Source organism: Pseudomonas farsensis (assembly GCF_014268805.2).
Taxonomy (GTDB): Bacteria; Pseudomonadota; Gammaproteobacteria; order Pseudomonadales; family Pseudomonadaceae; genus Aquipseudomonas; species Aquipseudomonas farsensis.
The window spans coordinates 468,820-492,468 of record NZ_JABWRF020000004.1; the positions used below are offsets into that span (position 1 = coordinate 468,820).

25 protein-coding genes are annotated in these 23,649 nt (G+C 53.4%); 16 read left to right on the top strand and 9 right to left on the bottom strand.

Features of this window, described 5'->3' with window-relative positions:
• Window positions 1–386 precede the first annotated feature (386 nt).
• On the top strand, window positions 387–1,154 hold the full coding sequence (locus HU719_RS21740; RefSeq protein ID WP_186534530.1) for an SDR family NAD(P)-dependent oxidoreductase: 768 nt from the start codon (window positions 387–389) through the stop codon (window positions 1,152–1,154).
• A 35-nt stretch (window positions 1,155–1,189) separates the two neighbouring features.
• On the opposite strand, the gene HU719_RS21745 is transcribed toward HU719_RS21740, so the two are convergent.
• A complete protein-coding gene (locus tag HU719_RS21745; protein WP_186534531.1) occupies window positions 1,190–2,068 on the bottom strand; it encodes a LysR substrate-binding domain-containing protein in 879 nt (292 codons plus the stop codon).
• 180 nt (window positions 2,069–2,248) lie between these two features.
• Here HU719_RS21745 and HU719_RS21750 point away from each other — a divergent pair, with 180 nt between their 5' ends.
• The 7 genes from HU719_RS21750 (at window position 2,249) to gpmI (ending at window position 11,136) form a co-directional block, all read left to right on the top strand.
• On the top strand, window positions 2,249–3,526 hold the full coding sequence (locus tag HU719_RS21750; protein ID WP_186534532.1) for a ribulose-bisphosphate carboxylase large subunit family protein: 1,278 nt from the start codon (window positions 2,249–2,251) through the stop codon (window positions 3,524–3,526).
• A gap of 3 nt (window positions 3,527–3,529) precedes the next feature.
• Entirely contained in the window at window positions 3,530–4,921 is a 1,392-nt protein-coding gene (locus HU719_RS21755; RefSeq protein WP_186534533.1) for a four-carbon acid sugar kinase family protein, read from the top strand.
• A 60-nt stretch (window positions 4,922–4,981) separates the two neighbouring features.
• Window positions 4,982–6,325: an MFS transporter gene (locus HU719_RS21760; RefSeq protein ID WP_186534534.1), complete on the top strand. Its 1,344-nt coding sequence runs from the start codon at window positions 4,982–4,984 to the stop codon at window positions 6,323–6,325.
• 140 nt (window positions 6,326–6,465) lie between these two features.
• Window positions 6,466–7,902: a pyruvate kinase gene (pyk, locus tag HU719_RS21765; protein ID WP_186534535.1), complete on the top strand. Its 1,437-nt coding sequence runs from the start codon at window positions 6,466–6,468 to the stop codon at window positions 7,900–7,902.
• A gap of 161 nt (window positions 7,903–8,063) precedes the next feature.
• Window positions 8,064–8,237 (top strand): hypothetical protein, encoded by a 174-nt coding sequence (locus HU719_RS21770; protein WP_186534536.1) that lies wholly within the window; start codon window positions 8,064–8,066, stop codon window positions 8,235–8,237.
• A complete protein-coding gene (gene eno / locus HU719_RS21775; RefSeq protein ID WP_186534537.1) occupies window positions 8,230–9,498 on the top strand; it encodes a phosphopyruvate hydratase in 1,269 nt (422 codons plus the stop codon). Before HU719_RS21770 ends, eno begins: the two co-directional genes overlap by 8 nt.
• Window positions 9,499–9,606: 108 nt before the next feature.
• On the top strand, window positions 9,607–11,136 hold the full coding sequence (gene gpmI, locus HU719_RS21780) for a 2,3-bisphosphoglycerate-independent phosphoglycerate mutase (protein ID WP_186534538.1): 1,530 nt from the start codon (window positions 9,607–9,609) through the stop codon (window positions 11,134–11,136).
• 68 nt (window positions 11,137–11,204) lie between these two features.
• Here gpmI and HU719_RS21785 read toward each other — a convergent pair whose 3' ends face one another.
• The 4 genes from HU719_RS21785 to HU719_RS21800 all read right to left on the bottom strand — a co-directional run bounded on the left by HU719_RS21785 (window position 11,205) and on the right by HU719_RS21800 (window position 13,617).
• Complete coding sequence (locus HU719_RS21785; protein WP_186534539.1) at window positions 11,205–11,609, bottom strand: tautomerase family protein; 405 nt, start codon at window positions 11,607–11,609, stop codon at window positions 11,205–11,207.
• An 84-nt stretch (window positions 11,610–11,693) separates the two neighbouring features.
• Window positions 11,694–12,080: a PaaI family thioesterase gene (locus HU719_RS21790; RefSeq protein ID WP_186534540.1), complete on the bottom strand. Its 387-nt coding sequence runs from the start codon at window positions 12,078–12,080 to the stop codon at window positions 11,694–11,696.
• Window positions 12,077–12,496, bottom strand: a complete 420-nt coding sequence (locus HU719_RS21795) for a MarR family winged helix-turn-helix transcriptional regulator (RefSeq protein WP_186534541.1) — start codon at window positions 12,494–12,496, stop codon at window positions 12,077–12,079. Before HU719_RS21795 ends, HU719_RS21790 begins: the two co-directional genes overlap by 4 nt.
• A 218-nt stretch (window positions 12,497–12,714) precedes the next feature.
• A complete protein-coding gene (locus HU719_RS21800) occupies window positions 12,715–13,617 on the bottom strand; it encodes a LysR family transcriptional regulator (protein ID WP_186534542.1) in 903 nt (300 codons plus the stop codon).
• Window positions 13,618–13,747: 130 nt separating this feature from the next.
• Between HU719_RS21800 and HU719_RS21805 the strand changes: the two genes are divergently transcribed.
• The 3 genes from HU719_RS21805 to HU719_RS21815 all read left to right on the top strand — a co-directional run bounded on the left by HU719_RS21805 (window position 13,748) and on the right by HU719_RS21815 (window position 16,104).
• On the top strand, window positions 13,748–14,494 hold the full coding sequence (locus HU719_RS21805; RefSeq protein ID WP_186534543.1) for an SDR family oxidoreductase: 747 nt from the start codon (window positions 13,748–13,750) through the stop codon (window positions 14,492–14,494).
• 100 nt (window positions 14,495–14,594) lie between these two features.
• On the top strand, window positions 14,595–15,278 hold the full coding sequence (locus HU719_RS21810) for a glutathione S-transferase family protein (protein WP_186534544.1): 684 nt from the start codon (window positions 14,595–14,597) through the stop codon (window positions 15,276–15,278).
• Window positions 15,279–15,354: 76 nt separating this feature from the next.
• Complete coding sequence (locus HU719_RS21815) at window positions 15,355–16,104, top strand: YkgJ family cysteine cluster protein (protein WP_186534545.1); 750 nt, start codon at window positions 15,355–15,357, stop codon at window positions 16,102–16,104.
• A 93-nt stretch (window positions 16,105–16,197) separates the two neighbouring features.
• On the opposite strand, the gene HU719_RS21820 is transcribed toward HU719_RS21815, so the two are convergent.
• Window positions 16,198–16,458, bottom strand: a complete 261-nt coding sequence (locus tag HU719_RS21820; protein WP_225917361.1) for a hypothetical protein — start codon at window positions 16,456–16,458, stop codon at window positions 16,198–16,200.
• Between the two features lie 141 nt (window positions 16,459–16,599).
• Here HU719_RS21820 and HU719_RS23780 point away from each other — a divergent pair, with 141 nt between their 5' ends.
• Window positions 16,600–17,013 (top strand): DUF6429 family protein, encoded by a 414-nt coding sequence (locus HU719_RS23780; RefSeq protein WP_367616526.1) that lies wholly within the window; start codon window positions 16,600–16,602, stop codon window positions 17,011–17,013.
• Window positions 17,014–17,256: 243 nt separating this feature from the next.
• Here the strand turns inward: HU719_RS23780 and HU719_RS21830 are convergent, their stop codons facing one another.
• The gene (locus tag HU719_RS21830; RefSeq protein ID WP_186534546.1) at window positions 17,257–18,225 is read right to left on the bottom strand and encodes an AraC family transcriptional regulator; all 969 of its coding nucleotides are present in this window, start codon (window positions 18,223–18,225) and stop codon (window positions 17,257–17,259) included.
• A 291-nt stretch (window positions 18,226–18,516) separates the two neighbouring features.
• On the opposite strand from HU719_RS21830, the gene HU719_RS21835 reads away from it, so the two are divergent.
• The 3 genes from HU719_RS21835 to arfB all read left to right on the top strand — a co-directional run bounded on the left by HU719_RS21835 (window position 18,517) and on the right by arfB (window position 21,472).
• On the top strand, window positions 18,517–19,725 hold the full coding sequence (locus HU719_RS21835; RefSeq protein ID WP_186534547.1) for an MFS transporter: 1,209 nt from the start codon (window positions 18,517–18,519) through the stop codon (window positions 19,723–19,725).
• 60 nt (window positions 19,726–19,785) lie between these two features.
• Window positions 19,786–20,868, top strand: coding sequence for an alpha/beta hydrolase (locus tag HU719_RS21840; protein WP_186534548.1), 1,083 nt, complete (start codon window positions 19,786–19,788; stop codon window positions 20,866–20,868).
• Window positions 20,869–21,058: 190 nt separating this feature from the next.
• On the top strand, window positions 21,059–21,472 hold the full coding sequence (gene arfB / locus HU719_RS21845; protein WP_186534549.1) for an alternative ribosome rescue aminoacyl-tRNA hydrolase ArfB: 414 nt from the start codon (window positions 21,059–21,061) through the stop codon (window positions 21,470–21,472).
• A gap of 37 nt (window positions 21,473–21,509) precedes the next feature.
• On the opposite strand, the gene HU719_RS21850 is transcribed toward arfB, so the two are convergent.
• Both HU719_RS21850 and HU719_RS21855 read right to left on the bottom strand, forming a co-directional pair.
• Window positions 21,510–22,184, bottom strand: coding sequence for a polysaccharide lyase family 7 protein (locus HU719_RS21850; protein ID WP_186534550.1), 675 nt, complete (start codon window positions 22,182–22,184; stop codon window positions 21,510–21,512).
• Between the two features lie 263 nt (window positions 22,185–22,447).
• Window positions 22,448–23,140: a YoaK family protein gene (locus HU719_RS21855; RefSeq protein WP_186534551.1), complete on the bottom strand. Its 693-nt coding sequence runs from the start codon at window positions 23,138–23,140 to the stop codon at window positions 22,448–22,450.
• Window positions 23,141–23,293: 153 nt separating this feature from the next.
• Between HU719_RS21855 and HU719_RS21860 the strand changes: the two genes are divergently transcribed.
• On the top strand, window positions 23,294–23,494 hold the full coding sequence (locus HU719_RS21860) for a hypothetical protein (RefSeq protein WP_186534552.1): 201 nt from the start codon (window positions 23,294–23,296) through the stop codon (window positions 23,492–23,494).
• Window positions 23,495–23,649 lie beyond the last annotated feature (155 nt).

Genomic DNA, 23,649 nt, shown 5'->3' on the forward strand with positions numbered 1-23,649 from the left:
GCTAATTCACGATGTGAGAAGCAGGCGTTGGCGGCACGCACTTCTAACTGTAAGGGAGTTGCCAAATTTAGGCGGGTCTTATGATTAAATCCAAACTGCGCCCCTGTAATCGTGAAACTTATTTTCGCGACCTTTTCGTTGAATTGGTGTATGCGCAGATTCAATATATTTGTGTGAGCTTGGCATGGCCGCTATTTGATCGTGAAGACGACCAGGCTCTCAAAGTGACCGTCGAATGAGGCTTCCGGTGGTTCGGTGGCTCGTGCTGGCTTGTGTGAGCTTTCCTATCCTGGCTGCGATTTTTTATCCATTGCGCAAAGACCCTGGCGGCTCTAGCCTTCAGCGATCCAACAAGCCTTTGGCGATCATAACAAGAGAGGGTTTCGATGAAGTACGCAGACAAGAAAATCGCCGTGATTACAGGCGGTGCGATGGGTATCGGTGCTGAAGCTGCCGTTTCACTGGCAAAGGATGGGCATCATGTCGTCATTTGTGACATCAACGTAGACGCAGCTGAGCAATTTTCGCGACAGCTTCGTCAGCAGGGCTACACGGCTGATGCATGCCAGGTTGATGTGGCTTCGGTTGAGTCCGTAAAGGATGCATTTTCTTGGATCGATAGCGAGTTCGGGAGGTGCGATGTCCTGGTGAATTCCGCAGGTATCGCCAAGACCATGCCGTTCCTGGAATTTGATCTCGACGTTTTCAACAAAACCATGCACATCAACGTCACTGGCACGTTCATGTGCTGCCAGCTCGCCGCTCAAATCATGCGGAAAAATGGGTTCGGCAGAATCATCAACATCGCGTCGGTCGCTGGTATGCGTGCCGTGGGCAAGGGTCGAACCGCTTACGGAACCTCTAAAGGTGCAGTCATTGCGCTGACTCGGCAAATGGCTGTGGAACTCAGTGAATACGGTATCACTGCTAACGCCATTGCGCCGGGCCCAGTCGATACCCCAATGACCAAGGAATTGCACAGCGACACCTTCCGGCAGGCATATAGCAACGCTATTCCGGCCAAGCGCTACGGAACGACTCAAGAAATTGCCGGCGCAGTAAGCTATCTCGCATCTGACGTGGCCGCTTACGTGAATGGTGTTGTTCTGCCTGTGGATGGCGGGTTCCTGGCCTGGGGCGCAGGCGACCTGTAATCAGCAATATCGCAAGCGCCCAAGTGGGCGCTTGTTTAGCTTTGCGCCATCTCTTTTTTTATCCACTTTTCCAGATCTGCTGTGTCGGTGCGTAGCCTTGCATTGGGTGAAACCCACAGAACCAATTTTGAAGCCCCTTGCACAAAGCCAAATGGAGCCACCAAGGCACCACTCTCAAGCTCTGCTTCCACTAACATGCGCGGTACACAGGCGAATCCCAAGCCAAGCTTGGCTGCCTGAATGAGTAAGTAGAAGTGCTCGAAATACTCCATCTCAAGCAGCTCAACAGGTTGGTGCTCAATAGACGTGTACCAATCCTTCCATGCGTGGGGCCGCGTTTTCGTGGTCAGCAAGCGTTCTTTGGTTAAGTCGCTCACCTCCGTGACGCCGGACGCAGTCAGATAGCCAGGCGAACAGATCGCACCTACCCATTCACTGGTTAGGGGTATCGGCTCGATGCCAGGAGGTGGTTCGATGCTGTCCAAGCGTATCGCCACGCTGACGCCTTCGTGGGCGAAATCAATGGGGCCGTGACCCGTCTTCAAGCCTAATTCCATGGTGGGGAAGCTGCTGTGGAGCTTGGCGAGGCGAGGTAGCAGCCAATGCATCATGATCGAGGCCGAACAGGAGAGCTCAAGCGGGCGAGGGCGAACCTCATCAATGCTTTCTTGTATCAAGGCAAAAGCCCGTGCCAGGCCCGAGGCGAGGCGTGCTCCCTCTGGGGTGAGTCTGGTGCCATGCGCATTTCGGGTCAGCAAAATGACACCAAGGGAGTCTTCCAGGCTTCGGACATGACGGCTGATAGCTCCGTGAGTCACGCACAGGGCATCCGCTGCATCGCTGAACGATCCTTTGCGGGCAATCATTTCGAACGCTCGTAGAGCATTGAGCGAGGGCCTGACTGGGGACGTCATCTACACACCTCCGTAAGACCGAAGCCTCGGCCCTAGCTGAAATTCTAGTGTGAGTTTTTCTCACGCTCGGCGGAAATCATATCGGTTGGATTGGTACAGGGTCAATGTATATTGATTTGAAACTGCCTTGGGCATTTCGGGCAGATTCACAATAACAAATATAGATTTGAGGCACCCATCATGGTCGATCATAAGGCCGGGCGAGAGGAGTTTACCGCCCGATTTTTTGTAGAGAGCAGCTACCCAATTGAACGGGTTAGCGAGGTGATCGCAGGAGAGCAATCCAGCGGTACCTTCCTCTCACTTCCTGGCGAGTCGGCGGAGCTTAAAGAACGCTCCCGTGCTCGCGTAGTAGCTATCAAGCCGCTGCCATCCGTTTCTAGCCCTTCTCTGAACAGCGACTACCTGGCTCGACACAATCCCTCTGAGACCTACCATCGAGGTGAGGTCACTATCGCGTTCCCTACTGCCAATATCGGCACGAATATCCCAGCGTTGCTCACCACAATTGCCGGCAACCTCTTTGAGATTGGCGAGGTCAGTGGGTTGAGGGTGCTGGATCTGGAGCTTCCCGATCGCTTCGCATCCGGATTCATTGGCCCTCAATTCGGAATCGAAGGCACCAGGGCGCTAGCAGGTGTTCATGACAGACCGATTATTGGAACTATCGTCAAGCCCAGTATCGGCCTAACTCCGGAGCAGACAGCCTCCGTGGTCGATGAGCTCTGCGCCGGAGGTATCGATTTCATCAAAGATGATGAATTGCTAATCGACCCTACCTACGCTTCGTTTGACGCCCGCTTGAGTGCGGTGATGCCTGTCCTTCATAAGCATGCGGATCGCCTCGGGCGTATGCCCATGTACGCCATCAATATCTCGGGCAGCATCGACGAGATGATGCGCCGCCAAGATGCGGTGCTTGAGGCGGGTGGTACCTGCGTGATGCTTTGCCTGAATTGGGTAGGGCATTCGGCGGTTGAGCACATTCGAAAGCATGCCCAGTTGCCTATTCACGGTCATCGAAATGGCTGGGGAGCGCTGACCCGTTATCCCCAGCTAGGTTTCTCATTCGAGGTGTATCAGAAGATCTGGAGGTTGGCTGGGATCGACCATCTGCACGTTAATGGTCTTCAGGGCAAGTTCTATGAGGCGGACGATTCCGTAATCTCCTCTGCCAAGAGCTGTCTTGCTCCATTTGCCGGCATGCGTCCCTTGATGCCTGTGTTCTCCTCCGGTCAATGGGCGGGCCAGGCGCCTGAGCTTTTCAACAGGCTTCAATCTGTTGACCTGATGCACCTCGCTGGCGGCGGCATCATCGGTCATCCGATGGGGATCGAAGCAGGCGTTCAAAGCATGCGTGAAGGTTGGGAGGCTGCTGTACAGCATGTGCCTCTGGAGCGTTACGCAGAGGGTAGGCCAGCGCTGTCAGCTGCCCTCCAGAAGTTCGGAGGCAAATAAGTCATGAGCTCCCAGCACGTTACCAAGCTCCCTTTGGTCTTTTATGGCGATGACTTCACCGGCTCGACAGATGCTTTAGAGGTTCTGACGGCTGCTGGACTCAAGTGTGCCCTGTTCCTCGATCCTCCGACACCGGAGCTCTTGGCAGAACTCGGCGGTTTTGACGCTATTGGCATCGCTGGTGACAGCCGTGCTTTGTCCAATGCAGAAATGGATGTGGCGCTACCTGAGATTTTCGAGGGTATCAAACGTCTGTCGCCAGCGCTGATCCACTACAAGGTTTGCTCGACCTTTGACAGCGCCGACTCCGTAGGCAGCATCGGCCACGTTATTGAGTTGGCCTCCCGCATCTATGGTGTCAAAGGCGTTCCGATCATCGCAGGCAATCCTGCATTGGGCCGCTATTGTGTTTTCGGCAACCTCTACGCCTTGTCCAAGACGGATCACAAGGTTCACAGGATTGATCGGCACCCTATCATGCGTGCCCACCCTATCACCCCGATGCATGAAGCAGACTTGAGTATTCATATCGGCAAGCAAAAGAATTTGTCGATTGGTAAGGTTGATATTAGCCAGCTCGCAAGGAGTGCAGAGCTCAGCGGATTGGTCAACGAGCTGTCGCAGCAGCACGATGCAGTGTTGTTTGATGGTTCCGATGACTCCCATATGATCACAGCTGGCCAAGTATTGACCGAGCTCTCATCCGGCGCAGCTCCCGTATTCGTTGTCGGTTCTTCCGGCGTGGAGTATGGCCTCACACAATATTGGCGTACCGCTGGGGTGTTTCCGCCACGGGCGTCGCTGGCCACACCTCTGAAACCTGTAGACCAAGTCCTGGTTATCTCAGGCAGTGCTTCGCCGTTGAGTCAGGCCCAGATTGAAGCAGCAATCGATTACGGCTTTGTGGAGCTTGAAGTCGATGCTGCCGCATTGATTACTGAGTCCAGAAAAAGCGCCGCAATCCGAGATGTGGTAATGGCAGCTGTGTCCCACCTTGAAGAGGGTCGGTCGGTGCTGATTCACACTGCCAAAGGCCCTGGCGACTCTCGGATCGAGCAAATGATCGAGGCAATGCTGCAAAAAGGCCTGCCTCGGGATGAAGCGAGGGTTCAGGGTGGGAAGCAGCTAGCAATGGAAGTAGGCCAAGTTGCACTTGAAATCCTTAAGGCGTTCCCTTTGAAGAGATTGGTAGTTTCGGGGGGCGACACATCTAGCCAAGTTACCAAAGTGCTCGCGCCCGATGCACTGGTTATCAAATCTGATATTTCTCCTGGCGCTCCTTTGTGTGAAATGCGCTCCCGCGAGCCATACCTGAAGGATGTAGAGATTGCTCTCAAAGGTGGGCAGATGGGAAATCGAGATTACTTCGTAAAAGCACTCAGAGGTCTTGAATAATCTCTGAAAGTTTTCCAGCAAGAAAATACTTGCATATCTACAATAACAAAAGGTGAAACCATGCATACCTCTATATCGAGCCCTGTCGAAAGTGACCTCGATCACATGGATGATGGCGAGAAAAAGTCCATGAAAAATGTTGTGGCCGGAAGCCTGTTCGGAACAGCATTAGAGACCTACGACCTCTACCTGTATGGCACTGCAGCTGCCCTTATTTTTGGGCCTCTGTTTTTCCCTGGGACTGACGAAACAGTTTCCCGGCTTGCCTCTCTCGCATCATTTGCAATTTCTTTCGTCGCACGTCCGTTAGGATCGCTTGTTCTTGGTCATTTCGGGGATAGGATCGGACGCAAAAAGCTGCTGTATCTCACTCTCATTATCATGGGTTTGAGCACTGTCGGCATTGGTCTTTTGCCTACCTATGCCAGCATTGGTATATGGGCACCTATCATGCTCTGCGTGCTCCGCTTCATCCAGGGCTTCGCATTTGCGGGCGAATACAGTGGCGCTGTGCTGATGCTCTTAGAACATGCCCCAAAGAGAAGGAGGGGATTCTATGCGGCGATCAATAACATTGGCCCTGTCTTTGGTTTCATCGCATCCGCTGGCATGCTATTGATCGTCAGTGCCTTGCTCTCTAAAGAGGATTTCACTGCTTGGGGATGGCGTATCCCTTTCATCGCTAGCCTTGCATTGCTGATAGTAGGGGTGTTCGTCCGCTCCAAAGTACCCGAGTCTCCAGTGTTTGAAAAGACTGCTGAGAAGAGGGCTGCAACGCCTGGCGATTCGCAGTCTCCGGCGCTTCGCTTGTTCACTCGCTATCCTAAGCAACTGATGTTGGTTGCAGGCGCTAACATCTGCCACTTCTCGACCTTCTACCTCTTCACTGTCTTTGCCCTGAGCTATGGCCAGCGAGAGTTGGGCTTGTCCAATGCATTTGTACTGTCCGTGGCAATGGTTGCGATTTGTACTCACCTAGTGGTCGTACCTGTTGCAGGTGCGCTGGCAGATCGCATTGGCCGCCGTACCATGATGCTGATTGGTTTTGCCGTGACCGCGCTCGCAGCTTTTCCGTTCTGGCACCTCTTTTCAACCGGCGAGTTCTGGCCAATGGTCGCTGGGTCATGCATGTTCATGATCGGATATGGTTTGGTTTACGGTGCAGTGCCATCGTTTACTGGCGAAGCTTTCGGGCCTAGCGCTCGCTTCACGGGCTTCGCAATGTCCACTAACGTTGGTGGCATCGTAGGGGGCGGTACTGCTCCTATTGTAGGGGCATTCCTCCTCAGCCATTACGGTACACCTTACGCGATCTCGATGCTCACGATAGCTCTGGCAGCGCTTTCTGGACTATGTGTATACCTATCTGCCGAAACCAAAGACGTGGACATCATCGACGAGTGACTCAGGCATTTGCGTGCTTCCAAAGGAGCACGCCGCTTAGGTTGTGAATCTCATCCTGAATTGCTGAGTGCTAATCCAGCAATTAATTTTCGAACTTACTCAGTGAGATGAGGGGATCCTCGTCCCTGGAAGGTATCGGTATGACCATCCGTAGAACAAAAATTGTTGCGACTTTAGGCCCGGCCAGTAATTCGCCACAAGTGATTGAAGAGCTGATCTTGGCCGGATTAGATGTGGCGCGTTTGAATTTTTCTCATGGCACCCCAGGTGAACACATTGCCCGAGCTCGCCTGATTCGTGAGATTGCTGCCAAGCATGGTAGGCATGTAGCTTTATTGGGTGATTTGCAGGGCCCAAAAATTCGGATTGCGAAATTCACTAACAAACGGATCGAGTTAAAGGTCGGTGATACTTTCTCGTTCTCTACAAGCCATCCTCTCACGTCGGGAAATGAGCAAGTCGTAGGAATCGATTACCCTGATCTGGTGAAGGACTGTGGGGTCGGCGATGAACTCCTCCTTGATGATGGGCGAGTGGTTATGCGCGTAGAGTCGACTTCGCCAGAAGCCCTGAATTGTATCGTTACTGTGGGAGGGCCGCTGTCCGATCACAAGGGTATCAACCGTAAGGGGGGCGGGCTCACTGCGCCTGCCCTGACGGAGAAAGACAAAGCTGACATCAAACTGGCTGCGGAAATGGATCTCGACTATTTGGCCGTGTCATTCCCACGGGATGCCAAGGACATGGAGTACGCCCGCAAACTGCGTGATGAATCGGGAGGGACTGCCTGGCTCGTCTCAAAAATCGAGCGAGCCGAAGCCGTTGCCGATGATCAGACGCTTGATGAGTTGATCGCGGCTAGCGATGCGGTAATGGTCGCTAGGGGAGACCTTGGTGTGGAGATTGGAGATGCGGAGCTTATCGCTATCCAGAAGAAGATCATCTTGCATGCCCGGCGCAATAACAAAGCGGTGATCGTTGCTACCCAGATGATGGAGTCTATGATCTCCAGCCCGATGCCAACCCGCGCTGAAGTGTCAGACGTGGCCAATGCGGTGCTTGATAACACCGACGCCGTGATGTTGTCCGCTGAAAGCGCTGCAGGGTCATACCCTATTGAGGCAGTGCGCGCCATGGCTCGTATTTGTAGTGGGGCGGAAAAGCATCCAACCAACGTAAAGTCTAGCCATCGATTGCATACGACCTTTGGGCGTTGTGACGAGAGCATTGCACTGGCCGCGCTCTACACGGCGAACCATTTTCCAGGTGTTAAGGCAATTATCTCACTCACCGAGAGTGGCTTCACGCCTTTGATAATGTCTCGGCTACGTTCTCATGTTCCGATCTACGCGCTCTCGCCTCATCGTGCTACTCAGGCTCGCTCCTCCCTGTTCCGTGGTGTTTACCCTATAGCGTTTGATCCTGCCTCACTGCCATCTGAAACAGTAAGTGAAGCCGCGATCGGCGAATTGCTGAAGCGTGATTTGGTACAGCCCGGTGATTGGATTATTCTCACAAAGGGTGACAGCTATAATGTGGTGGGTGGTACGAATGGCATGAAAATTCTCCAAGTCTAACTCTCAGTAAATTGAAAAAATCCTAGAGGTAGAGGCAGCAGCTTTGATGTGCTTGAAGTTCTGCCTCTAATCCGTTTTGGATAAATACGGCGGCGCTACGTTAGCAGTAATCACCTAGGTGCAACTCCGAGGTGTAGCCGTCGTTACCAGGGAGTTTCCAAATGATTGCTCAACAGAAAGTATCTGATTCTGGTTTGGGTCGACTCGTGAAGTCTGATGAGTGGCCGCGCGATTTTGATATTCGCGCTGAGTGCGCCGAACAACAAGAACTGCTGGGCGCTAATTATCAATATGCTGGATATGCATCGCAGTTGGAGGAAGGTAGTGATGAGTGAGTTTACTCGCATCAAGAAGGTTTTCGCTCGTGAGATCCTAGATTCCCGAGGCAACCCTACCGTGGAGGCTGTCGTTACTTTGGGCTGTGGAGTGTCAGGTGAGGCAAGCGTGCCATCAGGCGCTTCCACTGGCTCCCGAGAAGCCCTTGAACTGCGTGATGGCTCATGGCGTTACAAGGGAAAAGGGGTAATGCGTGCCGTCGAGAATGTGAACGTTGCGATCCATGAGCGCATTCTAGATATGGACGCACTTGACCAGCGGGCGGTTGATCAGGCAATGATAACACTCGATGGTACGGATTCGAAATCTATTCTTGGGGCTAATGCAATTCTCGCTGTTTCCTTGGCTACGGCTAAAGCTGCCGCTGCCGCTCAAGGTATCCCGTTGTATGAGCACCTGGCTAAACTTTTTGGTGGAGACACCACTTACTCTATGCCTGTGCCGATGATGAATATCCTCAACGGTGGTGAGCATGCAGATAATAATATCGACATTCAGGAGTTCATGATTCAGCCGATTTCAGCTCCGAACTTTAGGGAGGGTTTGCGAATGGGTGCTGAAATATTTCATACCCTGAAGGCCGTGCTTTCAGAGCGTGGCCTAAGTACCTCAGTCGGTGATGAGGGCGGTTTTGCACCACACTTGGCCTCGAATGAAGAGGCGCTGGTAGTTATTGCCGAAGCTGTTAGCCGCGCAGGCTATCAACTGGGGCGAGACGTAACGCTAGCATTAGACTGCGCCGCCTCTGAATTTTACAAATCAGATAAATATACTTTGGCGGGGGAAGGGAAGTCCCTCACCTCTGAACAGTTTGTTGACTATCTAGCCGACCTCTGCAGTAAATATCCGATTGCGTCTATCGAAGATGGTTTGGATGAGAGTGACTGGGAAGGGTGGGCGTACCTAACCTCTCGATTGGGTCAGAAAGTTCAACTGGTAGGGGATGATCTCTTCGTCACCAATCCAAAAATTCTGCGCAAGGGTATCGAGCTAGGCGTTGCCAATTCCATCTTGATTAAGTTGAATCAAATCGGAACGCTCAGTGAGACCTTGGACGCCATACGTATGGCGCAAGAGGCTGGCTATGCTGCAGTGATTTCCCATCGGTCTGGGGAAACTGAAGATACAACGATTGCCGATTTGGCCGTAGCGACTAATGCAGGGCAGATTAAAACTGGGTCGCTGTGTCGTTCAGATCGTGTCGGGAAGTACAACCGTCTGCTTCGTATTGAGGAGGCTCTTGAAGGCCAAGCATCCTAAGGTGCTGGGACAATCCTCGCAGATGTCGACGGACCATTGCGCGCACGGTTAACCTCCAACTACGTATATTAATCGTGCGCGCCAGTATTATTATTCAGAGATTTTCACATGACAACCTGCACCCTAATTGTTTTGGATGGAATTGGACTGAGGTCTCAGCAGGAAGCCAATGCAGTGGCTGCTGCCAACACGCCAACCTTGGACTACCTATATAACAGTTACCCCTACAGTGAGATTGTGACGTCTGGATTGGCCGTAGGGCTTCCGGAGGGTCAAATGGGAAATTCCGAGGTTGGTCATATGAATCTCGGAGCAGGCCGTATCGTTTATCAAAATTTCTCTCGAATCAATAAGAGTATTGAGGATGGCTCGTTCTATGAGAACGATGCTTTTCTAGAGATATTGAAGCGCACAAGGCAGCGAGGGGGAGCGGCTCATCTGCTGGGCTTATTGTCACCTGGCGGGGTGCATAGTCATTTGGATCATTTTATAGCAGCGGCCAATTTAGTTGCGGCGAACGGCCTTGAGCAATGCTATGTTCATGCGTTCCTAGATGGGCGAGATACTCCACCCAAAAGCGCTTCAGAATCTATTTCAGCTCTTGAGATTGAGTTGGCCAACAATGGTGCTGGCAGGATCGCGTCATTAGTAGGCCGGTACTATGCGATGGATCGCGATAATCGCTGGGCTCGGGTAGAGGCGGCCTATAGGTTAATTGTTCAAGGGCAAAGCAGGTTTCACTATCCAACGGCGCAGGAGGCGCTCCAAGAAGCCTATGCACGTAACGAAAGCGATGAATTTGTACAGGCAACATCGATTGGTAGTCCTGTTGCCATTAGTGAAAATGATGCCGTCATACTGTTGAATTTCAGGCCTGACCGGTCTCGGCAAATTTGCAAAGCGCTCACTCATCCTGATTTTTCTGAGTTCAAGAGGCCTTTTGTCATAGGCAAAGAGCAGATCCTCACTATGACACGCTACGCAGAAGAGTTTGATGTATTATGTGCTTTCCCGCCGGAGCCTATTAGGAGCAGTCTAGGTGAGTACATGGCCTGGCTGGGACGGTCTCAACTTAGAATTGCCGAAACAGAAAAGTATGCCCATGTTACGTTTTTCTTTAACGGTGGGCAGGAAGAACCATTCTCACTGGAAAAAAGGATTCTTGTGAAATCTCCGCTGGTAGAGTCCTACGATCTTCAGCCTGAGATGAGTGCCTTTGAGTTGACGGATAATCTAGTTGCGGAAATTTTAAGTGCTAATCATGACTTGATTGTATGTAATTATGCAAATGGAGACATGGTAGGTCATAGTGGTGTTTTTGAAGCTGCCGTAAAAGCTGTGGAGGCTGTCGATCAATGCCTTAGGCGTGTTGTAGACGCAGTGCTTGTGTCGGGTGGCCATTGCCTGATAACTGCAGATCACGGCAACGTTGAGCAGATGTGGGATCCGGTGGCCGGGCAAGTTCACACTGCTCATACCCTTAATCCCGTTCCTTTGATCTACATTTCCGCTGGGAGTAAATTCGGTCTTAGTAATGGACGGCTGTGTGATATCGCTCCAACCATCCTGGAGATCCTGGATCTTCCGCAGCCCAAAGAGATGACCGGTGTTTCGTTATTGGATTCAAGAGGTAAATAATTGCTAAGTTGTCAGCATTCTGGTTATTAAGGCTTGGGGTACAAAGCTCCCAAGCCTTAGCGTTCAGATCACCACTTAGGGCTACCTTCAGCTAGCTGTAATTGGCCTTTACCAAACGAGAAGTTTTCGTTCGGTACGGGAATCAATGCCACGAAAATATCATCGGGGGATATTTCTACAGCCTGGCAAACTAGGCGGTTCAAGGTGCTAACAAGCGCTCTCTTGTCTTCTAGCGGCCTATGAGCTCCCAACAAAACGGTTACGATCATGGAGCTTTTAGGGTCACGATTCATATCCATGAATGTAGGGTGTATGAAGAGTTCGTCATCGCCATGCTCGCTCAAAACGACAAAATGATCCCCTTCAGGTATGCCCAGGCCCTGTACAAGAGTTTGGTTGAATGCATTAGCGATTGAGCGTTTCTCTTCTGAGGAGAAGCGACCTTTTGGCAGGTATGCAGTAAAGACTGGCATTTGAAGTTCCTCTAACGTAGCGTAGTGGCTGATGATCACTCTATCTGACTTGGAGAGATATTCCTTTGTCTCTGGTGGGGCATTCTAGGACGGCATGTGCGTTGTCGTCATGTCTAAGAGGAGCCGACCTTGATCGCTCTCTACAGTTGTACGGATGGTCGAAACCTTGCGGCCTTTCTTAACGAAGCGGGCTGTAGCAATCAATCTGCCTTCGCTTGAATTACTCAGCATATTTGCTGAAAGGTTGATGGCTAGAGGAAATCCTGCCATGCCTTCTTCAGGCGAAGCACCCTGCAGTGCGAGGGTGGTCGCTACGACATCAGCGAACCAGATCATCGCCCCAGCGTGTACAGTACCAAATGGGTTGCGAATGCCATCTGTGATCGGAGCTTGACCTTGAGCCTCGCTGTCCGATATGAGCGAAACATCAAATTCTATTGAACCTTTATAGTACTTGTTGAAGTCACTCATAATTCAGACAACCTCATGAAAAGTTCGTCCAAGCCTTTATCTAGCTCAATCTTGGTTCCACTTCCTAATAAGTCGGAAATCCTCTGCTGTGCATCACTCCAATAGGGAGTTGCTTCGCGGACTACCTCAAGACCCAGATCTGAGATTTCTACCAAGGTTGAGCGCTTGTCGCCGCCCTGGGTGAACATGACCCAGTCGTGACTCTTAAGGGTTGCTAGTGCCCGAGAAATGGAGGTGTGGTCTGAGGCGAGGTAATCAGCCAGGCTCGTCACCGTCATCGTCCCGTTTTTCTTAAGCGCTGAGAGCAGACTGAACTGCGTGACTCGCAGGCCTACGGGACGCAATGCGTCATCGTATAGCTGCGAAATATGTCTAGAAAGCCGCCTGACGCGGAAGCATGTGCAATCGAGGTTCATCTGTCCAAGGTACGTGCATATGCACGTAATGGTCAACGGATTTCTCGTGTTTGGCAGGCTTGACCCATCTCCAGCGCTTCGACGTGCTGCTTAGGGCTTGCTGTTGACGGCTAATCGCTTCGTCGATCGGGGGGTAGCTCGGAATTTCTGATTGAGGGCGCCAAGGAGTCAGCAGCCGTTGGCGGGATCGAAGGGCAGCAGACTCGTAGGCACTTTAGCTATCGTGAGGAATTGCATTCGTCAATGACGGGGCTGTTGGCAAATGCTTCCGCTATAAATTCCATGAATACCAGTGCTCTTTTAGGCATTAGCCGATCCGCAATGTATACAAACTGGATAGGTACGGGAGGCGGATAAAACTCTTGAAGTATCAGTTTAAGATTTCCATTGCGTAAGCCCGCTTCGTAGAGCCATTGGGGCCCTTGTGCTATGCCCACGCTCGCATTGACTAATTCTCGGGTAGCTTCCGGAGAGTTTACTCTCAGCCTCCCGGTGACAGGTATGTCCACATTACGAAAACGCCATGTGGCCCCGGTGCTTAGTAACGTATAAATTATACAGTCATGATTTTTGAGGTCTTGTGGTGTGGAAGGGGTGCCACGCTTGGCCAGATAATCTGAACTAGCGACGCATACGCGCTTGAATGACCCTAATGGTTTACTTCGTAGTGCCTTGTCATCGAAGTGCCCTATCCGCAGTGCCAGGTCAGCGCCTTCGTCCACAAGGTTTACGAAACGATCATTAATCTGCAGGTCTAGGGTCAATTCCGGATAAAGGCTTAGAAATCTGGGTATTTCGGGAACGATGAAGGTGTGTGCTAGTGCGGTTGGACAGGCTACCCTCAGTAGCCCTGATGGTAAAACGTCGTTCTTCAGTGCCGATTCCGATTCTGCCACGGCATCGAGAATTCGACGTGCATCCGCGTAGTACCTCTCTCCTTCCGGCGTAAGGGATAGTTTCCTGGTAGACCTGTGAAGCAACCGGGTCTTCAGATGGTCTTCCAAGGAGGCCACGTAGCGGCTGACGTTCGGTTGGCCAAGGCCTAAATCTCGACCTGCCGACGAGAAGCTACCCGTTTCCACAGTGCGTACAAAGCACGTCATCAGTAGCAGACGATCCACGTTCCATTCTCCGATTTATGCCTGTTTGGCATGAATGCTATTTAATTTCGCCATCTTATCAATCATCTGGCATAGGTACATAGTACTCCTAACCGGGGCATGAATGCCTCGCACACCAGGAGAATTTCCAATGGCAAGATTGCAAGGCAAACGCGCACTGATCACCGGTGGCACCAGCGGTATTGGGCTTGAGGCGGCTAAACATTTTTTGAAAGAGGGGGCCAGAGTTGTCGTTACAGGTGTGAATCCAGATTCAATCGCTAAAGCTAAGGATCAACTAGGAAGCGAGGTACTGGTGCTCCAGGCAGACTCCGCTGACGTGGAAGCCCAGAAAAAACTCGCTCTGGATATCCGTGATCATTTTGGACAGCTTGATATCGCTTTCCTTAATGCTGGTGTTTCGGTATGGATGCCTATGGAAGCGTGGACTGAAGAGATGTTTGATCGGTCTTTTGACATCAATGTCAAAGGCCCTTATTTCCTCATCCAGGCACTCTTGCCAGTGTTCGCAAATCCGGCTTCGGTAGTGTTGAACACTTCCGTGAGTGCTCACCTAGGAGATGCTAACTCTTCGGTTTACGCGGCTACCAAAGCAGCGCTGCTGAATATGTCGAAAACACTTTCAACAGAGCTGCTGGGGCGCGGGGTTCGTCTGAATGCTGTGAGTCCCGGCCCTGTGGATACCCCACTTTATGACAAGCTGGGTATTCCAGTTGAGTACAGGGCGCAGGTAAACGCTGAAATCATTTCCTCCATTCCTGCAGGTCGTTTCGGCACGCCTGAAGAGATCGCCAAAGCGGTAGTGTACCTAGCATCTGATGAGTCCAAATGGACGATTGGGTCTGAAATCATCGTAGACGGCGGGCGTCGGCTGTAAAAGGTTATTTCCTAACACTTCAGCGTTTGGGCGGGGCAGTGTATGGCTTAGCAGGCCTAGATTCATTCGCTGTCTCGCCTCCTTCAATATAGGCCTAAAAATGCCCAATAATCTCAAACTCGTGAGCCATGGTTTGTGTCCGTTTGTCCAGCGTGTCGCAATTGTGTTGCTCGAGAAGAGTATTGCCTTCGAGCGTGAAACCATTGATTTAACTAACAAGCCAGAATGGTTTCTCGCAATCTCTCCGTCCGGCAAGGTACCGCTGTTGATAGTAAGTGAGGGAGAGGAGAATCAAACTGTTTTATTTGAGAGCTTTCCGATATGTGAGTTTGTTGAAGACGAGTATCGCCAGGTGTCATTGCATCCGGCTGAGCCTTTGAAGCGGGCTAAACACCGGGCGTGGATGGAGTTTGCCACAGCGGCGATGGGGGATGCTTGGGGAATGATCAACTCTCCCGATAAAGAGGGTTTCGTTCATAAGGCCTCCGAGCTTCGTGGGAAACTAATAAAACTGGATTCTGCCTTGATTGCTGGGTCGTACTTTGAAGGGGCTGAATTCAGTATGGTCGATGTTGTTATGGCACCAATTTTCAGGTTTTTTGAAGTGCTTAACTCCTCAGCCCAGAATATCGTGCTGGATGGGCTCCCACGAGTTGAAGCCTGGAGGCAATCGCTAATGACTCGCCCAAGCGTGCGTCAGGCTGTATCTGCGGACTACTCTGAAAATTTGAGACAATTTCTGATTGGTAAAAGTGCGTTCGTGGTCAGTGATTTTCCCGCTTAACTTTTCTGCTCTAAAGGCGCTGCCTTGCTAGGTCAACTTTGCAAATGGCGCGCCAAGACCACTTTCGAGTTCTTCTATGGAAAACAACGCTATCCGGTTTGCCTGCAACGGATGTGGGATTTGCTGTAAAGGTCGGCTGATTCCACTTACGCTGCATGAAACGCGGCAGTGGCTCAAGAGAGGGCATGAGGTAGCAATTCTACTTGAGGCCTTTGATGAGCTTCATTGGAGTCCAAGCCAAGAGGAATTTGCTCATGCCAAAGGCAGGGCGGTTGAGGTCACCAGTGGTGATGCCTCTATCCGTGTCATTGCAGTATTCGCGGGCAATGCTCTAAATAGCTGTCAGAATCTGGGTGACAACAATCTTTGCGGCATTTATGACGAGCGCCCCTTGGTGTGTCGAATCTATCCTGCGGAAATTAATCCATTCATCACGCTGAATCCGGCTAGCAAAATTTGTCCGCCTGAGGTGTGGGAGGAAGGTGAAGTACTATTTACTGACCGAGTCATTGACCCCGTTCTGGTCAAGCATATTGAGCGCTCACGAAAGGCCGATAGGGACGATGCTCGGGCCAAAATTGCTCTGTGCGAAATCTTGGGGCTAAATGTTGTTGCGTGGAAAGGAAACGCATTTGCTGTATATTTGCCAGATCGACAGCAGCTGCTCGATGCCTTTGTTTTTTACGACACGCTCATGAGAGTTAGCCAGCTTCGAACGGATTGGAAAGTTCGGGTCGACACTCCGGTTCTGCGTCAAAAACTTCAACAGTCTGGTGTGGCATTGGATGACCAAGAGGGAGCTGGCTATATCTTTCATTCACTCTAACGCTTCAAAAATCTAGCCAACGTTTTGGCCTTCTCATGGAGAGTCTTAAGTGTCTACACCTAGGTCGAACTTACGTGCGAGTTTCGGTGAGATTTAAAAAGCTGGCGCGTCAGGTCGCTCTAATCGACGAGCGCGCTCCCCATGGTCCTGTGCAATCCACGACAGAGCCATGTCCTGCCATAGTTCTTGCACCTGCCTGTAGCCGTGGCGCTTGATCTCGGCAGCGAGCGCCTTCTTGATCCCCGCCGGCATCGTGATGGTTACATCCTCGATACCCAGCTTCTCGGCTTCCGCCTTCTGCTTTGCGCGGTAGTCCGCTGAGTGCTTCGCGCCGCCGGTCTTCTTCTCGCCCATGGCCGATACCTCCCAAGCCGCTGGCCGGCAGATTGATGTGTTGCTGGCGCCGGCCATGCCGGACGCGCGCGGTGATGCGTTTCAAGGTCTATCCCCCTATAGCGGAAAGTCGAGGCCGTTCTCCTCGATGATCTTTTTGAGGTGTCCGTCGCTGATGCCAAGACGGCCAGCGACGAAGTGGCGGCTCAAGCCTTTGCCGCTGTTGGCGCGCACCAGGTCTACTATCCGTGCCTTTCCATCGTAGATTGGATGGGGCTTACAGAGCGCTTGAAGAACAACAACGGAGTAATGGCCATGGAATACGACGATAGACTGCTTGAAGACGCGGTACTGGCCCTGTTGGCAGCCTACAGCTCCGACAATGGTAATGCGTGGAAAGGGTTCGATTTTGAGCTCATGAATCGACTGCATGAACAGGGTTTCATCAGTGATCCAGTGAACCGAAATAAATCCATCTGGTTGACAGCGGAGGGGCTGGGGCGAGGCCGACAGCTAGCGGGTCAGCTGTTTGGGGTAAGGGCTCAATCTGGGCAGGCGCCGGACTCGAACACCTGATTTTACTCTCACCTCATGTAACAGGCGGGGTTCATGAATCGCTTACAAAGCAGTGAGCCGAACGTTCCAATGTATGATCGAGGCTGGTGAGCCGCTGGAGAATCGCGAGGCCCGCCTTCTACCTATTGGGACCTTCAAAGCGAAAATTCGGCCAGTTCAGCTTTTGTGTAATCGCTCAGGACCCGCGTTATTCGCTCCGCCAAGCGTGCATCAGAGGATATCGACAATTCGACCGCAAGGCGTTCACGACGACTGCGCGCCTCGGTAGAGTTGCTCACGCAAAACCGGCTCATGCATCGGCTTTCCCCGCAACGCAGTTATATCCTGCTTAGGCGACAATCCAAACAGGCGACTGTACTCCCTGCTGAACTGCGAAGGGCTTTCGTAGCCTACCTTGAATGATGCCGTTGAAGCATCGTGATGCTCGTTGAGCATCAATCGTTTCGCTTCATTGAGACGCAACCATTTCTGGTACTGAAGCGGACTCATCCCTGTCAGTTGCCGAAAATGCTGATGGAACGAAGAGCTGCTCATCTGCACACGGCTGGCCAACTCATCAATTCGGAGCTGGGATGCAAAGTTGATCTTCAACCAGTTAATGGCTTTGCCAACTCGATAACCTTGGCTGTCAATTGCTGCAATGCGGCGCAACTTCTCCGCCTGGTCGCTGAGTAATAGTCGGTAGTGGATTTCGCGCTGAAGCATCGGCGCGAGCACTGGAATTGCCTCGGGTTCTTCCAACAAGGCGACTAAGCGGCAGAAGGGGTTCAGGATGGCATCGGTCAGCGTGCCAATGCCCACCCCTGCACCCGATTGGCGTTCCTTGCGCGGTGGTAGGCAGCCTTGCGCGATCAGTTCCGCCAGAATGCGTTGGTCGAGCTGAAATGCCAGTCCGAGGCATGGGCGTCCAGGGCTTGCCTCTGTGACTTCGGAGTTGGCAGGAAGGTCGACGGAGGTGACCAAAAATCGGGAGGTGTCGTAAGCGTATGCTTCACCTCCTACCCACATCTTTTTTGCGCCGTCTACGACCAGGACGATGCTGGGCGGCACCATGCAAACCACTGGCGGAGCAGGGGCGTCACGGCGAAACAAACCAAGCCCGGCGATGGCAGTGGCAAAATCTCCAGTACTGGGCGTTCGCTTGCCGATCCGTCTGATCAATCCATTCTGGCCGCCACTTTCTTGCTCGGTCAGTGTCATTTCAGCATTCATTTCAACTGTTCTCCTCTAGCCCTGGACTCTAATCCTGCGCGCTGTAAAAACCTACCAATACGCCTGAGGTTTGTCGGATTAGGCAAATAATCTAGAGGAACCCGCTACTGCTGCGTCGGGCGCACCGCACACAATTGTCAGCGTGAGCGAAGCCGCGTTTGGCTGCCGTTTTGCACGGCCAAGCGTGTCTTTCGCCCCCCAAGTGGACATTAGTGAGGATAGACGCCCGTGTTATCAAATGCTGCTTCCACCACGCCTCAAGGAGACAACCCCAAAGCCTGGGGAGCCGTGATGGCGATGTCATTGGCGGCGTTTGCCCTGGTTGCCTCCGAGTTCATGCCGGTCAGCTTGCTCACCCCAGTGGCAACGGACCTCCATCTCACCGAGGGGCAGGCTGGGATGGGCATATCGGTATCGGGACTCTTTGCACTGATCACCGCATTGTTCATCGCGCCCGTCGCCGCAAAGTTGGAGCGCAAGGGGCTATTGCTCTCGATGATCATCATCATGGTTATCTCAGGCACCGTGGTGGCCTTTGCCCCTAGCTACGTGGCGTTCATGGCTGGGCGCGCATTGATCGGTGTGGCCATCGGCGGCTTCTGGTCGTTGAGTGCTGCCACCTCCATGCGCCTGGTCCCGGCGGACCAAGTTCCGCGAGCGCTGGCCCTGGTCAATGGAGGCAATGCGCTCGCGACCGTGATTGCCGCTCCAGTGGGCAGCTATCTGGGCGAAGTCATTGGCTGGCGATGGGCATTTTTTACCGTGGTACCGGTAGCCATGATTGCCTTGGCCTGGTTGATGCTCAGCATGCCCAAATTATCTCTAAGCCAGACCGCGCAGGGCTCAGCCAATGTTCTGCTGCTTCTGAAAAAGCCTCCAATCGCATTTGGAATGCTTGCGGTCGTCGGTTTTTTCATGGGCCAGTTCATGCTTTTTACCTACCTGCGGCCGTTCCTTGAAACGATAACCGGCCTCGATGTTTCGATGGTTTCTTTCGTGCTGCTGTTGATAGGCATTGGCGGCCTTCTAGGCACATTCCTGATTGGGCCTTTCCTCAAAGGCAATGGGCTGTACCGCACGCTTGTCTGCGTGCCCATCATGATGGCGGGGATCGCCATAGCACTGGTAATAGTTGGCAAGTCACTGCTCGCCACCGCCGCGCTACTGGCCATCTGGGGCTTGATCGCTACCGCCACGCCTGTTGCATGGTTCACATGGATTGCACGCGTCGTGCCTGACGACGTCGAGGCGGGGGGAGGGTTGTTCGTCGCGATATGCCAGCTTGCGATTGCACTTGGAGGAACTGTCGGGGGAGTCATTTTCGATGCGCACGGCTATCGATCGACCTTTGCCACAAGTGCACTGCTACTTGCGGCCACTGCGGTTCTCGCCTTCCTCGCCAGCCAATCTGCGAATCGAGCCGCTGCCAACGAACTGAACTTCGCTTCCCAGGAGCGGTGGCGTGGGGCTGGTGATTCATTGCCATCCTCTGAGCGCTGAATCAGCCAGAAGCCGCCCGATAAGACAACCTTGATCACCATCACTCACAGGCACACCGTCATGACACATAACATCGCCCCCACGAACTCGTTCAAGGCCACCGTCCTTGCGTTTGCCGTCGCAATGATGGGTATGGAGTCGGCTACGGCTCAGTCCCCTGTCACCACCGCTGATCCTTCAATGAATCTGGTTCAGAGCTGGGACAAAACCTTCCCGAAAAGTGACAAAGTCGATCACCAGAAGGTCACCTTCAAAAACCGCTACGGCATCACCCTCGCGGCCGATGTTTATACCCCCAGGAGCCGTGGCAATCAGCGACTGGCCGCGATCGTCGTCAGTGGTCCTTTCGGTGCAGTCAAAGAGCAAGCGTCTGGTATGTACGCACAAACAATGGCCGAGCGCGGGTTCGTCACCCTGGCCTTCGATGCGTCCTATACCGGCGAAAGCAGCGGTGAGCCTCGCAACGTCGCCTCTCCTGATATCAACACCGAAGACTTCATGGCAGCAGTGGACTTCATTGGGTTGCAGCCCAACGTCGACCGGGAGCGCATTGGCGTGATCGGCATCTGCGGCATGGGCGGCATGGCGTTGAACGCCGTAGCGGTAGACAAGCGAGTCAAGGCGGTTGTTGCCAGCACCATGTACGACATGAGCCGGGTCATGTCCAAAGGCTACAACGACAGCGTGACGGCTGAGCAGCGCACGCAGGCTCTGGAGCAGTTGAGCAGGCAACGGTGGGAGGACGCCAGCAACGGAACCCCTGCTTATCAACCTGCTTACAACAAGCTAAAAGGCGGTGAGACACAATTCCTGGTCGAATACGCCGATTACTACATGACCCCTCGTGGCTATCACGCCAGAGCGGTCAACTCTGGCAATTCCTGGACTATCACGACACCGCAAGCGTTCATGAATATGCCGATCCTGACCTATATCAAGGAGATTTCGCCGCGCCCCATTCTGTTTGTGCATGGCGAAAAGGCCCACTCGCGCTATTTTTCTGAAACTGCCTACGCCGCAGCGCAACAGCCGAAGGAACTGCTGATCGTCAAAGGCGCCACACACGTCGACCTCTATGACAACCAGGACAAGATCCCCTTCGATGCGATGACCACATTCTTCAGTGAGCACCTGAAAATTTGAGTCGTTGCAGTTAGGTGCATGAGCATCAGTCATCCATTTCAGGAGCGAGTTGCGCGGGTTACCGGCCTGGCGGTGGATCACTGCGGGCCGCTCTGTCCGAAAGACGCAAGAGCACGACCGGCCGACAGGCGTTGCTCTATGGCAAACCCGCGTACCCGGTGATAATGGCCGCAACCAAAAGGGCCATTTCATGCTGACCATCTCCAACAACGTGCATCTCCCGGATGCCGAAATCGAGCTCACCTACATCCGCGCGCAAGGCGCCGGTGGGCAGAACGTCAACAAGGTGTCCAGCGCCGTTCACCTGCGCTTCAACATCCCAGCCTCGTCATTGCCCGAGTTCTACAAGGAGCGGCTACTGGCGCTGCGTGACAGCCGTATTACCAGCGACGGCGTGCTGATCATCAAGGCCCAGCAATACCGCACCCAGGAGCAGAACCGCACTGACGCCCTGGCGCGCCTTGCCGAGTTGATCATCGCTGCCGGCAAGACCGAAAAGAAACGCCGCCCCACCAAGCCGACCCTTGGCTCCAAGACCCGCCGCCTCGATGGCAAAGCCAGGCGCAGCACCGTCAAGGCGGGGCGGGGGAAGGTAGATTTCTAAGCGCGTCGGGCGCTGCGATCCGCCTTTCGCTCCTTGGTTAGCTATGACTCAACGAAAGGCCGCTGATCACGCAGATCGACCCATCCGCAGCAGGCGTCGAGTCGGTGTAATCAACCTGGTTGTAAACCCCCCCATGAAACTCGAACAGCCGAGTGCCCCAGGTAGCGTCAAGTTGCAGGGCGCCGGACGAACCTGATACGCCGTTGCATTTAGCCTCAACAGTCACTATGCCTTTGGCGGTAGCGTGGATGCTCACCGTGAATTCCGCCCCAAGCGGCACCCCCTTGAGCACTGTCGAGTTCACCGGCGTGGTCTGGTTGTACTTGGTGCGAAAGCCCATGGTGATGTTGCCCTTGTTCCAGAACACCTTCACCGGCGGGCTGTCATCACCCCTGACATGGATCTGCGAGATCACCACCTTCTGCGCCGAGTTGACCTTGGTGACGGTCATCCGTTGACGGTTCCAGTGATCGGCCGCACTGGCGAGGGTCCAGTTGCTCGGCTCGGACCATTCGCAACGGGTGCGGTGGGTGCTTTTGCTCGAGGCGCCCTTGGTGGGGGCAGAGAGCTTTACGGAGCCATCGGACAAAACGGTCACGTATTGCGGAAACCGTTCTATTGCCTGTGCGCCGCTGAGCTCCAGGGCGACAAGGTTTGTGGATGAAGTCGCTGCTGGGGTTGTGATGGTCAGTTTGTCGATATTGACGGTCATGGCACTTCTCCTAGTGGCGGGAGGGGTGAAATGTGGCAGCCCGGTTCGGGCTGCGGCTCGGTGGCCGTCTAACCGTTTGGTTTTTGCGTTTGCTACAGGCCTCGGCAGTTGACCAGAAGCTGCAAGGTGGTCATGTCTGGCGCGACGAGACGCGTTTGCTGTATGCCCATACAGTATGCATCGAATTTCGGGTGTGCGCAGGAAAAAGTAGCTCGGCCATTGAAACAGATCAGTTTCGCAGGCCTCTAGCCGTTGCCGATGGACTACTTTGGCATGTAGGTCCGTTGCCAGCGGCGCGGAATGATGAGCGAAGCGGTGCCAAGCCCTGCGGCAACCAAGCCATTGATCGCGAGAGCGGCAATACCGAACTTGTTCTGCAGGAGTGCCCCAACCACAGCACCGATCAGCATGCCGAGCCAAGGGACAAGCTGCACACGCCAGCCGGGTTTTCTCTCGCCCAGCAGCCAGCGCCCCAAACCCCGACCGAACCGGGAGAGTGCGCCGGTTACGTAGGTCAGTCCGATGGGCAGGCCATTAACTTCTTCCACGACCGCGTTGATCATGCCCATCGACAAGGCCGCGCAGAGCAGCACGATCAACTGGGTGGGCATTAGCGCCGCCAGGCAAAGTAGTAGTGCGACGCATAGAAGCAGCGGCCAAGACCGCCTATTGACCAGTCGGGCGACAATAACGCCCAGCGCATTGCCCAAGATAAACGCCACGATCAGCGCTGTGATGCCAAGCATGGCGTGGGTATCGCCGTGACTGATCGAAACTGCAAGCCGCGTTGTGTTGCCGCTCATGAAGGACACGAAATCGCCGGTAGCCGTAAAGCCGACGGCATCGGTCATGCCGGCGAGAAAAGAAAGTGCGGCCACGAAGCAAAGCCCGACCTTCCCTCGAATTTTGGCAATTCGCTTGCCTCGGGCTGTGTAAAGGCCTGGCTCAGGCAGCATTTGGATTATCCATGTCCGTGAATTCCGGCCATTTTGGGGCGCAGAATGACCCCTGCATAGTGGAACGTGTCGATCTCTTCCTGCGCCGCCTAAGTGACGGGCCTGTCGACGCAGGTTAACTTTCATGACGGACTAATTGAGAAGGAAGTGCGCATGCTGTGGTTCGGAACCGACAAGGCCAGGTTCAAGGTGCAACGGCTCATCATGAGCGCGGTACTGTTGTTGGCGCTGTTTTTCCTTGCTGTGCAGATCGAAGGCTACGTATCGGGAAGCGCCGGGTTGGGCGATGTTCTGGACGGCCTGTTCATCACAGGTTTTGCTGCTGGCATGTTCTACCTCGCAGGCAAATGGTGATCGGAAGCAGGCGGGTCACGCAATTGCGATGAACTGCCCGGCCACAGGGCTGCCGAAAAGAACATCACCCAAGGAGTTAGCGTCATGACCGAGCAGCGCAACGACCATAAGGAGCAAGAGGTGCCAGCGCACTCCACTGAAGAGGAGAGGGCGCG